Annotated in this window: 14 protein-coding genes; 8 read left to right on the top strand and 6 right to left on the bottom strand. The window is 38.4% G+C overall.

The genetic code is table 11. The features are described 5' to 3' along the window. Nucleotide 1 precedes the first annotated feature (1 nt). From CH362_RS00735 to CH362_RS00725, 3 genes are read left to right on the top strand one after another with little or no spacing between them, the layout of a single operon-like run. A complete protein-coding gene (locus tag CH362_RS00735) occupies nt 2-718 on the top strand; it encodes a DUF2135 domain-containing protein (RefSeq protein ID WP_100708454.1) in 717 nt (238 codons plus the stop codon). A gap of 5 nt (nt 719-723) precedes the next feature. After that, nucleotides 724-1818: a penicillin-binding transpeptidase domain-containing protein gene (locus tag CH362_RS00730; RefSeq protein ID WP_100708453.1), complete on the top strand. Its 1095-nt coding sequence runs from the start codon at nt 724-726 to the stop codon at nt 1816-1818. Nucleotide 1819: 1 nt separating this feature from the next. Then, the gene (locus CH362_RS00725; protein WP_100708452.1) at nt 1820-3619 is read left to right on the top strand and encodes a hypothetical protein; all 1800 of its coding nucleotides are present in this window, start codon (nt 1820-1822) and stop codon (nt 3617-3619) included. 32 nt (nt 3620-3651) lie between these two features. Here the strand turns inward: CH362_RS00725 and CH362_RS00720 are convergent, their stop codons facing one another. The 4 genes from CH362_RS00720 to murA are packed head-to-tail and all read right to left on the bottom strand — an operon-like array spanning nt 3652 to nt 7494. After that, the gene (locus tag CH362_RS00720) at nt 3652-4371 is read right to left on the bottom strand and encodes a hypothetical protein (RefSeq protein WP_100708451.1); all 720 of its coding nucleotides are present in this window, start codon (nt 4369-4371) and stop codon (nt 3652-3654) included. Then, nucleotides 4368-5549: a SpoIID/LytB domain-containing protein gene (locus CH362_RS00715; protein ID WP_100708450.1), complete on the bottom strand. Its 1182-nt coding sequence runs from the start codon at nt 5547-5549 to the stop codon at nt 4368-4370. The genes CH362_RS00720 and CH362_RS00715 overlap by 4 nt, the downstream gene beginning before the upstream one ends. Further along, nucleotides 5546-6199 carry a 4Fe-4S dicluster domain-containing protein gene (locus CH362_RS00710; protein WP_100708449.1) on the bottom strand — a complete coding sequence of 218 codons (654 nt, stop codon included), beginning with the start codon at nt 6197-6199 and terminating at the stop codon, nt 5546-5548. Before CH362_RS00710 ends, CH362_RS00715 begins: the two co-directional genes overlap by 4 nt. Next, the gene (murA, locus tag CH362_RS00705) at nt 6196-7494 is read right to left on the bottom strand and encodes a UDP-N-acetylglucosamine 1-carboxyvinyltransferase (protein WP_100708448.1); all 1299 of its coding nucleotides are present in this window, start codon (nt 7492-7494) and stop codon (nt 6196-6198) included. Before murA ends, CH362_RS00710 begins: the two co-directional genes overlap by 4 nt. A gap of 113 nt (nt 7495-7607) precedes the next feature. Between murA and CH362_RS00700 the strand changes: the two genes are divergently transcribed. Then, nucleotides 7608-9389 (top strand): apolipoprotein N-acyltransferase, encoded by a 1782-nt coding sequence (locus CH362_RS00700; RefSeq protein WP_100708447.1) that lies wholly within the window; start codon nt 7608-7610, stop codon nt 9387-9389. Here the strand turns inward: CH362_RS00700 and CH362_RS00695 are convergent. Together CH362_RS00695 and CH362_RS00690 are read right to left on the bottom strand one after the other, a co-directional pair. Next, nucleotides 9386-10537 carry a hypothetical protein gene (locus CH362_RS00695; RefSeq protein ID WP_100708446.1) on the bottom strand — a complete coding sequence of 384 codons (1152 nt, stop codon included), beginning with the start codon at nt 10535-10537 and terminating at the stop codon, nt 9386-9388. The genes CH362_RS00700 and CH362_RS00695 overlap by 4 nt on opposite strands. A 51-nt stretch (nt 10538-10588) precedes the next feature. Then, nucleotides 10589-11023 carry an LIC_13246 family protein gene (locus CH362_RS00690; RefSeq protein WP_100708445.1) on the bottom strand — a complete coding sequence of 145 codons (435 nt, stop codon included), beginning with the start codon at nt 11021-11023 and terminating at the stop codon, nt 10589-10591. A 284-nt stretch (nt 11024-11307) separates the two neighbouring features. Here CH362_RS00690 and CH362_RS00685 point away from each other — a divergent pair, with 284 nt between their 5' ends. The 4 genes from CH362_RS00685 (at nt 11308) to CH362_RS00670 (ending at nt 13264) form a co-directional block, all read left to right on the top strand. After that, nucleotides 11308-11841: an RNA polymerase sigma factor gene (locus CH362_RS00685; RefSeq protein ID WP_100708444.1), complete on the top strand. Its 534-nt coding sequence runs from the start codon at nt 11308-11310 to the stop codon at nt 11839-11841. Nucleotides 11842-11857: 16 nt separating this feature from the next. Beyond that, nucleotides 11858-12190 (top strand): hypothetical protein, encoded by a 333-nt coding sequence (locus CH362_RS00680; RefSeq protein ID WP_100709218.1) that lies wholly within the window; start codon nt 11858-11860, stop codon nt 12188-12190. Nucleotides 12191-12200: 10 nt separating this feature from the next. Continuing rightward, nucleotides 12201-12554 carry a VOC family protein gene (locus CH362_RS00675; RefSeq protein WP_244243501.1) on the top strand — a complete coding sequence of 118 codons (354 nt, stop codon included), beginning with the start codon at nt 12201-12203 and terminating at the stop codon, nt 12552-12554. Nucleotides 12555-12688: 134 nt separating this feature from the next. Then, entirely contained in the window at nt 12689-13264 is a 576-nt protein-coding gene (locus tag CH362_RS00670) for a hypothetical protein (RefSeq protein ID WP_100709217.1), read from the top strand. Nucleotides 13265-13303 lie beyond the last annotated feature (39 nt).

Below are 13303 nucleotides of genomic sequence, written 5' to 3'. Positions count from 1 at the left end.
GATGTTTTTTTCTCATCCAAATATTTCTTTTGGAAAGTCGAGTAGGGGCTTTGGAATACATTTTCTGGCTTCTTTTGCAGTCATATATTCGTTTTCCATAATGTATTTGGATGCAGAAACTGTTTCTATAGATTCTCCTCATGGTGGTTTTACTACTGAGAGAATACAGAAAATTTCCGGAACTGTGATAGGAATTAATCCTGAAAAAGTCACTGTAGTTATTAATGGTATTCCTCAGATGGTGCCTTTGTATGCAGGTAAATTTTCATTTAGCACTGTAGCTTCTCCCGGAGACAATCTGGTAGAGGTTCGTGCGGGCAAGGCTTACGACAAGGTCAGCTTTTTTGCAAAGGTCCCTTCGCGAGATATCAAAGTAATTCTGACTTGGGATACTGCAAGTTATACAGATCTTTGGGTAATTGATCCTTCTGGAGAGAAATGTTACTGGGCTCATACTTCTACTAAGTCGGGAGGCAATCTTGTTTATGACGATGCCACTTTTGCTCCTCAGACTTTTACGATGTCCAAGGCCTTGCCAGGAAATTATGCGGTCCAAGCACAATACTATGCTCCATTTAATTCGCAAGTAACAAGAGCCAAAGTGTATGTAGTCCTATATGAAGGAACTCCAAGAGAAAAAAGAAAACAATACCAATTCACAATGACCAGGGCCCAGCAAGTATATCATCTGGGAAATTTTGAGATAGAGCCGGACTGATCAGAATGAATTCCAAAGTATATTATAAAATAGAAATTTTAGCCTTAGTGATCTTTCTTTACGCGGCGGGGGCAAGTGCTGCTCCTAAATTTTCTTATTCTTATCTGGATGAGGCCGTAAAAGAATTTGAATCTAAAAATTCTACATCTTCCGTAGTGCTGATGGAAATTGATTCCGGAAAAGTGGATTACATCTACAGACCGGAGATTGCAGTTTCTAAAAAATTACCTCCAGGTTCCTTGGTAAAAGTATTCTCAGCTTTAACTTTATTGAAATATAAAGACAGACTTGCATTTTCTCCTGAAAAAAAAGTCACATGCAAAGGTAGATTTTATCCTAAGGAAAATTCAACTCCTACTAAATCGGATCTAAACACATTACATTTACCTAAAGATGAAAATGGAAAAGAGTATTTAAGATGTGCCTTGGCAAAAGGTCATGGAGAAATGGATCTCAGATCTGCATTAATTCAGTCTTGCAATGTATATTTTTTAACGAGTGTTTCTTCTGATCCAGATCTGTTTTATTCCAAGTTGTATGAAGATTGGAGTTTAGGAAAATCAACTCGGTCCAGATTGGATTCTTATATAGAACCTTCTGATACGAATTTTAACTCTATCAGCCGACTTCGTAAAGTAGCTGCTTCTATAGGAGAAGGCGGACTTCTTCTTAGTCCTTTAAAAATTTCACAATTGTATTCATCTATTTGGAAAGAAGGCCCAAGACTTTCTCCTTATTGGGGAGCAAGCCAGGAGCCTATCAGATCGGAAGAAAACCCATATTCTGGAAGAGATTTAAGATGGGTCGCTTCAGTTCTTTCTGAGGTTCCTAAAACCGGAACTTTAAAAGATCTGTATATTCCCGAGAAAGGAAATTTAGAGATGCTGGGCGGGAAAACTGGGACCGGCACTAAATTTATGCATAAATATGAAACCCATGGATGGACAGTATTATCTTTTCGTAAAGATCGAAAATTATACGTACTGACCGTTTTTGTGGACAATGGCTCCGGAGGGAACCAGGCCAAATCATTGGCTGCGATCCTTCTGGATAAGATCGATTCAAAAAGTAAAAATTCTGCAATAAAATCAGGTAAATAAAATGAGAACTTGCATTCAAATTTTCAAAACAAGAATACTTCCTAAGATTAAATCCTTTTTCTCAAAAGAATCGCTGAAAAATTTAAAGACCGGATTTAAGGAAAACATATTAGGAGATCCTAAAGTTGGAGTTCCTGCTGGTGCAGGGATTGTTTTTCTGGCGATCGGATTTTATCTTTCCTTTAAAGGATATTCCATAGATTCATCGATCAAAGATCCTGCTCTTCTCATTCCTAAAAAAGCAGGCTTGCTTGTAGAAGTATATCGCCCTGAAGAGTTTGTAGAAGATCTGGAAAAAACGAATTTAGGAAGAGAACTTTCAGATGATGGTACTTTCCAAAAAATCCTGACTTTGCCTGAACTTAGAAAGATCAGTTCTGTCCTTTATTTATTAGAAGCAAAAGCAGGAGTGATGACTAAACCATCCAGGCTTGCCGCTTTATTCGATGGACCGGTTGCTGTTGCAACCTTTCCTAAATCTAATTTTTTACTCGTAGGTAAAGCAAGCGCCAGTTCCAAGCTAGGAGTGAGTTTGATCACTGCATTCAAGGGAGAAAAGATCGTAATTAAAGAAACTCCCAAAGTAGAAAAACCTCAAACTCCTCCGCAAACAGAAGAAGGATATTATACTCCTACAGGTTCCGAAAATACACATTCTGCAGATGATTTCGCCGATCAATTTGCGGCAGGCTCTGAAAAATTTGGAAACTTAGAAGCATTTAAATATGAATTTGGTTCTGGAAAAATTTTAGCGATCGTGCTGGGAGATTTTATCATCCTCACAGATTCAGAAGATCTTTTGGAAAAATCTTTGGATCTGGCTTCTTCGGCAAACAATGATTCTTTGGGAAATCAAAATGGTTTTGATGTTCTAAGAAAAGAAGCTTCTAAAAAGGAAAACAAAGTTCTACTTTATGCAGGAACTGATTCTTTGGTTGCTCCATTTCTTAAACCCTCATTCGGGAATTCAGGAGCGGCTTTACTTTTAGGTTGGGAAACTGCAAAAAATCTAGAAGGGAAAGTTTTTAAAATAGGCGGGGATAAAAACCAAGTAGTTAGTTCCGGTCCTGGTCTTTCCAAAGTTATACCTCGAGAAACAAACTTAGTATTTTATTCTGAAGAATTAAAACCATCAGAAGTTTGGAAGTCTTTAGAATCTATAAGTGGAGAATGGGAAAACTTTGGAGAAGGTTTGAATGAATTCGGTAAAAATGCTGGCATCCATGAACAATATTTCGGTTCTGAAAAAGGAATAGCTCTCAGTTTTAATGGATTGGAATACAAGTCTGGGATGGTTTACCCAAGATTCGGGATTTCTTTACCTGCTTCTGTTCCGGATGATAAACTTTTAAAAGCAATATTCAAAGTTGGAAATCCAATCAAGGTTTCTTATCAAAATACAAACTTAGAATCTTATCCTTTGAGAAAAGGTGGATTCTATACTCCTGCTTCATTGAGAGTGGGAAACTGGAAATACTTGGCTTCCGATAGAAAAAGTGCAGAAGAAACTGTTTCTTCTGGAAATGGAAATAGACCTAACCAAGCGGATCTATTCTCTTCAGGTCCTGCAAAAGAGTTAGCTTATTATCCACATCATTTGGTGGTTCGTGTTCCAGGAATTCTAGATGATCTTAAAAGTTTTTATTTATACGGAGCAGAAGGTTCTCCTGAATATACTTCCAAAACAATTGATAGAGATGTGCAGCCTATCTTAGACAAATTGAAAGTTTTTGAAAGATTAGTGATCTCTTTTGGTTCCGGAAAAGAAGGAGAAGATTGGGGAAAATTAAAAGTTTTCTAAGAATTGTAGGAGCTCCAACACGCGTTGCAAAGTTAATACCTCGACTTTACAAATTGTGAATATATATTTTGGATTTCAGGATTTGGAGCTTCTATAAAGGCTCTAAATCTTGCTTCTCCTTTTGTTTTTAAAAGCCAGGAGCCCCATAGATAAAGTTTCTGGTATATGATTTTCTTTTTAGATCCATTTCTTGTATGGATCTCTTTTATACATTCTTCGTCGAATTTTTCCCAGCTCCAAGGAAATTTCAGATCTGCTGATGTAGGTTTTGGATTTGTAGGATACAAAGACTCGCAATAAGATTCCTGCATCCAGAAGGAAGATTCTGATTTAGATTCCGGAGCTAAAAAATGACAGATCTCATGTTTGATCACTGTATCTAAAATTCCTCTTTTAGTTAAACTCTCTGGATTTTGAAAAAAGAATTTATTACTTTCTGGAGAATAGAACGCTGCTATCGTTCCGGGTTGGCCTGAGTATTTTCTGAATGTTTCAGAGTTTTCTGACACAAAGATTTGCGCATCTCCGGGAATTCTTCTTTCTAATCTTTCTGATTCGGATCGAATCTCTGCTACAAATTTTTCTGCAAATGTTTCGAGTAATTTGTCGGGATTTTTTTGTTTGTTCCAATCATCTAAAAAGTAAAATTCAAATCCTTCTAGTTTTCTTCTTGCGGCTTGTGCGTCCGTTATTTCGAAGAATAATATTATAAAAAGTAAATATGTTACGGATGCAGTGAGAATTAGCTTCAAGGGATTTGCCTCAATTCTGCGCCCGGAAAATAAAATCGAAGTATCTCTTCCGATTTCGCTCCTTGAAACGCCATTTCTCTTGCTCCATATTGGCAAAGGCCGATCCCATGTCCGAATCCTTTTCCTTTAAAATAAAATCCTCGAGCGCTTGTTTCGATTTTGAAATCGTTACTCTTGGTTTTATTCCAGCCCAGTTTTTTACCGATTTTAGATAGGAATTCAGATGCTTGGATATTCTTTTTTCCAGAATTATCTTTATATTCTAAGGATATTACTCTGGATTCGGAATACTTGGGATCTAATTCAATGATTTGTTTTGTTTCTAAGGCAGATTCTAATTCTTCCTTCGAGATAAAAGTTTCCCATGAGAAATAAGGAGAATTTTTACACTGAATATCTCCACCTCGTGTATCGGAACCAGATCTATAATATTGTGGATTTTTGAAATTTTTCCAAAGAACAGAAGGAGAGGATAAATTTCCTCCGCAGGTAGAATGAAAAAATGTTTCCAACACTTTTCCACCTTTGTCTTGCAAAATTACTTTTTTAGATGGGGAGAAGTTTATATTCTCCTTTTTTAATTTTCCTGAAAACTGGAGACAATGAGTTAGATCGCAAAGATCATGCCCGTCTTTGGAATGTCTTCCTAGGTTTGCTAATGCATAAGAGCGGATCATAGAAGATGCAACGATTGAATATTCCTGCTTCCAGTTTGGATTTAGGTTCTTCTCATTTTTAGGATAAAATAAATCTCCGAATTCTGAGGCCATTCCGATCTGCACATATTCTTCTAATGGAACTGTAAGTATGAGTTTTAGTTTTCCTTTCGCAGAACTGATTTCCAGATCTCCTCGGTATTTTTTAGGGCTTTGGTCTTTTGGAACTTCGAGTTCGTATTCCCCACCTGAAAATAAGATATGTTCAGATCTTGAATTTTTGGCTCCGTCTATAATTCTGATTTGATCTTCTTCTGCTCGGACCAAAACTGTTTTATCTTTTTCTAAACTATTTTTGCCTGAATATTGTATTCTGGAGCCTTTTGCAATGACCCGGACTGTATCTGGATAATATTTAGATAAAATCCCGATCTTAAGTTTATTAGGAATTGGATCTGAGATTAAAGAATTAGAGAATAAAAATAGAAATACCAAACCTGAAAGTTTGGAAAGGCGACTCATTGTACTTGAATTGCCTTAGGAAATGTAGGACAAGAAGAAACACACAAGCCGCAGCCTACACAATCATTCGAAAAGTTGGGCTTGTTTCCTTTGAACTGAACTACATTTGGGATCGGACAAGTAATGGAACAAGTCTCGCAGGTTTTCTCTCCAGTTCTGGAATTGATACAATGTTGGAAGAAACCTTTTGCCTTTCCGAATTTAGGAGATTGATTTTCTTTATAAGGTAAAAGAGCGCCGGTCTCGCAAGCTGAGATACATGGATAATCTTTGCATAACATACATGCATTCAGATTCACATCCATATGAGGAAAATGTTTACCGGTCTTATCGTCAGGAACTGGAAACAGAACCGAATAAGGACATGCATATATACAATCACTGCAAGCAGTACATTTGGAAAAGAATCGTTTTCCTTTTGCGTCCGCTCCGGGAGGAAATTGTAAATTTCTAAAACCTTTAAATTTACTTTTAACTGTTTTAGGTTTAGGAACCTTGATCTGAGTTTTTTTAGGCGGGGCCTCTTTTGGTTCTGCTTTTTTATCTTCCTCTACAGCAGTTTTCCAGGTTTCCGAAATTTCATTAACGCCTTCTTCCATTACGGAAAAAGCTTTTGCTAAGCCTTTCCGGAAGAAGTCTTTTCGGTTCATTCTTCACCTATCCTCTCAATATGAGCGCCTAGAGATCTAAGTCTAGTATCTATGTCTTGGAATCCTCTGTCTATCTGAACGATATTATGGATAGAGCTTGTACCTTCTGCACAAAGCGCCGCGATGATCATTGCCATTCCAGCTCTGATATCTGGACTTGCTACTTTTTGTCCATAAAGACGATTAGGTCCGATCACGATCGCCCTATGGGGATCGCAGAGAATAATTTGAGCGCCCATTGAGATTATATTATCTACGAAGAATAATCTAGATTCGAACATTTTTTCGTGAATGAGAACAGTTCCTTTACATTGTGTAGCAGTGACTAACGCAACAGAAGTCATATCCGCAGGGAAACCAGGCCAAGGAGAATCATCTATTTTAGGAGTGGCTCCATGATAATCAGGAATGATTTCCATTTTTTGGTCAGTAGGAACTAAGATGCCTCCATCTTGAGGACGAACTTCTATTCCTAAGCGAGAATATACCATGCGGATCATCCGGATATCTTCCAGGTCCACATCTCCGATAAAAATTTCTCCGCCAGTGACTGCAGCTAAACTGATAAAACTTCCGATCTCTAAATAATCAGATCCGATCCTATGAGATTTTTCAGGAGTTTTTAAAGAGCTTACACCTTCGATAGTTAGGATATTAGAACCGATCCCAGAAATTTTTGCACCAGCAGAAACTAAAAATTTACAAAGCCTTTGCACATGAGGTTCACTTGCTGCATGACGTAAGATTGTAACTCCTTCTGAAAGTACCGCCGCCATGACTGCGTTTTCAGTAGCAGTAACAGAAGCCTCGTCCATAAGAAGGTCCGTGCCTCTAAGTCTATCACCTTTGATTTCGTAACCGTCTGGAAATACTTCTATCTGAGCGCCAAGTGCTTGGAGTGCGAGAAGGTGAGTGTCCATTCTTCTCCGCCCGATCTTGTCTCCACCTGGTCTTGGTAAAAACACTCTTCCGGTTTTTGCGAGAATTGGACCTGCAAGCGTAACAGCTCCTCTGATCTTGGAACATAGTTCTGCGGGAAGATCGGATTTTAGTTGTCCATTATTACGAAATAAAAACGTTCCTTCTCCCTTATCTTCTACTTCCATTCCTAAATGGCGTAGAACGTCCATGAGCATTAGTACGTCGGAGATCAGTGGAATATTTTCGATAATTACTTCGCCAGGAACTAAACAGACAGCACCTAAAATAGGTAAGGCCTCGTTTTTATTCCCTTGGGGCATTACAGTTCCGTGAAGAGGATTTTTACCGACAATTTTGAAGTATGGAGAGCTCATGATTCGACCAGTGTTATTGGTATACTCATGCCTCCTTCTCCTACGGCAAGCACTTCATCAGAACCTAAATAGATTGACTCAAAAGGTTTTTTTTCCGATCAACGTTGGTACCCATGGATTCTTTTTTACATCGTTTTAGAGAGTTTCAAAAAACACTGTTTTTCGACTTCTTTTGTTTTCTCTGGATGGGGGCGTTTGCGTTCTTAGCATTTGCTCCTTTTTATCTCAGCCATTTAGTTTGGATTGCACCTTTCGGTCTATTTTGGATCACTCATAAATATTCCGGAAGATATTGGAGATTGGTAGGATACGGTTTCCTATTTGGGGTATTCTTCTACGCGATCGCATTCCATTGGATCCATCATATGGCAATGGTCTTTGGAAATTTCCCTTGGCCTCTCGCATTTATCATTCTTCTTTTAGCAGGAGTTTTGTTCGGAGCTAAATTCCCAATATTTTTGGTCTCTTATTCCTTCCTTTCTAGAAGAGCAGGTAAACATAGCGTTTGGGTAGCTGGAGTTTGTGGAATGGCTGCAGACATGATTGGTTACCAATTATTTCCTTGGTATTGGGGAAATCTTGCAGCTGGCAATATCATACTTGCTCAAACTGTAGAGATCACAGGAGTTTACGGACTTTCATTCTTAGTATTCGTAATCTCTTATACACTTTTTGAAACAAATCTATTACACCTTCCTGAGATCTTAAGATCCAAGGATAAAAGATCTCATTTTATAAAATTCTGGACCTTACCATTTGCGTTACTTCTTCTTTTCGTGGTCGGTGGTTCCTTATTATATTTAAAATGGAAGAATGTAACTCCAACTAAAACATTAGAAGTCCTGGTAGTCCAGCCGGATGCTCCTATGAGTATTCGTGACGAAAGAGGAAGATCTCCTAGAGAAGTAATCGAAGATCTGATGGATAGAATGGACAAGATGGTGGAGAATGCTGTTCAAAGAGCAGGAAAAAATCCAGACCTGATCGTTCTCCCAGAAGCAGGGATCCCATATTTTTCTGCGAACCGAGAATTACTGAAAATCAGAATGGGAGATCGTATCTATTGGCCTAGGTTTGATTCCTTAATGGTTTCATTTGCGAATAGGTATAAAGCTACTGTATTCTTTAATGAAATAGATGCGGCTTATAAAACCAAAAGTTCCGGAAAAGAATATCTAAGGTACTTTAATAATAACGTAGTATACGATCCGAATGGTGTCAGAAGGCAAGCTTATCAAAAACAATATTTGGTAATGTTCGGAGAGACAATGCCTTTTGAGTTCATGTATGATCTGAGCCCTCAAACTGGAAGGTTCGATCCGGGAGAATCTTTCGATCTTCTACATTATTATTCTGATATTCCTAAGGAAAATTCTCCTACTGTTTTACCTGTTACTTGGGAAAAAACAGAAGGGATAGATGCAGAATTTGTAAGAAATTATTATTCACCAACTCATACAGAATTAAAGGACGAAGGTTTATTCCTTCCTTTGATCTGTTATGAAGTAATCGTTCCGGAGTTTGTAAGAAAGTTCAAAGACTCAGGAAATCCCCAGTTCATTGCAAATCTTACAAATGATAAATGGTATGGGACTACTACTGAAAGTGACCAACATTTTGAGTTAGGAAGATTAAGAGCGATAGAATGGAGAAGATGGCTGGTTCGTTCTACCAACTCCGGTATCTCAGGTTACGTGGATCATCTAGGCAATTTTATAGAAGGTAAATCCACTTCTCTTATGAAAGCGGAAACCAGTTGGCAACAGATCCAAGTGATCGATTCTCCTCCTGGTTTTTATATTCTATATGGAAACCTGATCCCTTGGATCATGATCATTCTGACTGCAATCTATTACGGAAATATATTGCTTCGTAACAAAAAGTCTGAAGCCTAAGGATTGATCAGATAATAGGAAAAAATCCCCCGGAAGTTTTTATCTTTCGGGAGATTTCCTTCCGGAACTTGGGCACAATCCAGTTTTGAATCAGTGATATAATAAAGCTGGTAAGGTTTCGTAAAAAACAAACGAACAAAGAATCTAAGCACTGCTGATATATTGGAAAGAACATAGATCTGTCCTATAGTATGCCTTCGAGAAACTGTTAAACTACAAGATCCACTTTCATCTAAATAAAACTTTTCTTTGATCGGTAAATGATAACCTGAAAAAGGTTCTGTTTCTGATTCTAGGACTTCTGACTTTAAAACTTTTGCAGAGAATAACATTTTTCCTGCAGGATCTAATGCACTTACAGTTCTGACCTCTTCTCCTGGAAAGTTTTCGTTCCCTATAAAGCCGCCTGCAAATAATCTTTCTCCCGCACTATTAATGGAACGATATAACTCCCAGCGTCTGCTGTATTTATATACTTCGTAATTAGTAAGAAGATGTTCCATTCCACCTCTACCATTCAGCTCCATTCTATTTCCGTTCAATACCAGATATCCTTTTGCAGGAACAGAAGAGAATGCCATATCTGCTTGTACGAAACTATCTTTTTCAGGTAAATGTATCTTTCCTCCGGAGAGAGAAACCGCTTTGGACCAACCAGTTTTAAAACTAATAACAAGCTCAGCAGTATCAGTGATCATTTTGATCTCGGGTCCTGCTTCTCCTTTATAAACTGAACTATCATAAATTTCTAATTCTAGATTTCCAGTCTCTGTTTTGAGTTCGTCTTTAGAATATTCTCTGGTGGAAAATTGTGTTCCATTCTCTTTATCGTAAACGACTAAGCTTACTCCGCAGTTTCTTGTGCCCGGACCTAAATTGCTCACTATGAATGTTGCAAAGATCCAGGTTTTATCATCCGTAAAGGAATAGTTCCAGGCTTGAAAATAACCTTCTTGAGCATAGGGATGAAACCCCATTTCGTGTTTGCTTGTTTTTCTGGCCTGGATCTTTGTCTCGTCTGCGGAAAGTTTCCATTCTCCTAATGTGTAGAATATTAGTAAGAAGCCCAAAATAAATCTGGGGAGAATGGATTTAGGTCGTTTAAAAGAACAATCGTTCGCCGAAGAATTTTCGGATGAGAAAAACATGGGGATCAATTCCTAACCCTGGTTTTATTCTCAGGCAAGCAATTTTTGGGCTTAGCTACAATCTGAGTCTATTTTGTCTTCCTCTGATCTTGATGCTGGCACACACGAGGTTTCAAAAATATCACTCAAGCATCTAATTTCATAGGAAGGGTGGTCCTTTACTCCTTTTGCTTTCATTTCATCCCTTTCCATTCTGATCCCATCCACATGTATCCAAGAATCTGATTCAGATTTTCCTTCTGTTTCTATTCGAGCATAGATCAGAAATTCATAATCTCCGAACTTCTTCATAAAAATTTTAGAATATCTAAAATCTGTTTTTACCAATTTTCTTCGGAAGTAACGAAGCTGATTGGATTGAGAGCCTTGGAGAGAATCATAAAATCTGTTTACGGAATGTATAATTCCTAAAAAACCCAGCTGGTCCGTTTTCAATTTCATCCAACCGAAATGTTCCTCTATATCTTTGCTTCTTCTCGCCTTCATAAAATCCTCCTGGGAAACGGGTTTTGGCAGAAGGGAATGGCAGAAAAAAATTTAGAGGTTTTAAAAAAAAATGGGACCTAAGGGATAAACTTAGCTTTCTCACATGGGACCTTTGAATCGAACTTCAGGAGTTTTCATGCAGAGCATTTTAAATTCGAATGGGTTCTGGTCCGGAATTTTTCCTTTTTGGATCATTTTTTTTCCGTTTCAAACCAATTCTTATTAAAAAAAATCCAAGGAAAATCCCATCGCAACAACTACCTCTTTAAGGAAAGAGAAACACATTGGGATCCTTGGACACGATATACAGACGGGAAAGAGATAGAATCCTAGCATGGGTTCGTTCCAGGGTTGCGGATCCGGAAGAAGCAGAAGATCTTCTTCAGGAATCTTTTTTAACCGCTGTAACTGAACTGGATTCCGCTGGGTCTATTGAATATCTTTTAGCTTATGTGTATGCGGTTCTTCGCAATAAAGTCGGGGACTGGTATAGATTTAAAAAAGCGGGGAAATATTCTAACTCTCGTTTAGAGCAGGAGTTTTTTTTAGAGGATGCATTACCTGATAAAGCAGCAGGACCTGAAAAGGAATTTTACAGAAGTCTTGTGCTCCAGGAATTAGCGATCGCTGTTGAAGAACTTCCTGAAGAACAAAAATCTGCGTTTGTACAAAACGTGTTCGAAGGAAAATCCTTCAGAGAAATTTCGGAAGCCACCGGAATTCCAGAAGGAACTCTCTCAGCACGAAAATCTTACGCTAAGGATTTTTTAGCAAAACGTTTGAAGGACCTGAAGGTTTTCTTTCTGGATGAGTTTTGAATTTTGGAGGAAAACCATGCACGGTTCGGATGAGTTTAGACATAAAATAGGGAAATTTTTTCTGATCATCTTTTTTATGCCGTTGTTCTTCTTCGGTTTGGCTTACGCGGTTTGGCAACTTTGGAACTGGTTGCTTCCTGATATTTTCGGGATCAAGCAGATCAGTTACTGGCAAGCTTTAGGTTTGTTCGTTCTTTCACATATATTGTTTAAAGGCGGACATTGGTTTGGTCCAGGCCACCACCATGGTCATCGAGAAAGAGCACACTGGAAACGTAGGATGAAAGAAAAGATGAGACACAAACTTCAACAGAAGTTAGATCAAATCGATCGCGAATTAAGGGAGTAAAATTATGTTTATGGAAGTAAATCATATCGGTATCACCTCCCGTGATCCGGAAGTAAGTGCAAATTTTTATCGTGAAATTTTCGGTCTCCCCCAAGAGGAGGAGACCGAAAAGGCTGCGAAAGTTTTAGGCATCGGAAAATCGAATATAGCGATTTACGGAGAAAAGGATGATCCTTCTTCTCCCGTATTCGGATCAGGATGTGATTTTGCTATCAAAGTAGATCCAAAAAGTTTTCGTGAGATTGAACAAAGATTATTCTCACAAAGATTAGAATATGGTGTTCGTAAATCTTCTAAGACACTTTTTCTAAATTTCCAAGACCCCGACGGATACTTAGTTGAACTAATGTGCGAAGAAGAATAGGTCCAATCTTCCTAAGATGGGCTTATTCCTTGGGTGGCAAACCTTTACCATAAGTAGCATAGTCCAAACGGAATTTGAATCTCAAGATAGAGATTGCCAAAAAAGGCCGAGCAAAAAATGTACTCTTTACCCACATGGAAACGGAATTACTGGGCCTGTTCTGGACAGAAAAGATCAAGCTCAGCCAGTACACTATCCAAACCGTAAAGGATCTAAGCGATTCACAGCTGGATCATACCGACGCGTTGGGCGAAACAATTCGCAGATATCTGAATTCGATAGTCGCTTCTGACTTTTTATTCCGTCTTTCTCTTCCGGTTTCCTTAGGGATCAGTTCTATTCTCCCCATTCCTAGACAAACAGAGTCCGAGGTCGAAAAAGACCTAGTGAAGGTAAGAGACCTATTCGGTTCTCCGGCACTTCCCAGCAATTTAAAAGATATAATTGTTAGCGCAGCAGAAGGCCTGTATTTCGAAGGATGTAATCCTTCTCTTCTTCCCACATTACAACGCTGGAAAAAGATACTTTTACGTTTAGAAAAGTCCATCGCCGGTCTGAATGGAAAAGATTCCTTAAAGTATCGCTATTTTTCAGTCCTGGGGATTGTTTCCCTTCCGGTCGCCATCAATTACTTCTCCACCCAAAACCTATACTATCTCCGAAGCGGAATCTTGAAAATAAAGGAGAATCCTTCTTTCCCGAAGTCCTAAGTCCTTAGAAGATGGAAAAACCTAAGGTTTAAACCTATA

The organism is Leptospira saintgironsiae (assembly GCF_002811765.1).
Taxonomy (GTDB): domain Bacteria; phylum Spirochaetota; class Leptospiria; order Leptospirales; family Leptospiraceae; genus Leptospira_B; species Leptospira_B saintgironsiae.
The sequence above is the reverse complement of the archived record's forward strand: the minus strand, read 5'-3'. Positions and strand labels throughout refer to the sequence as shown.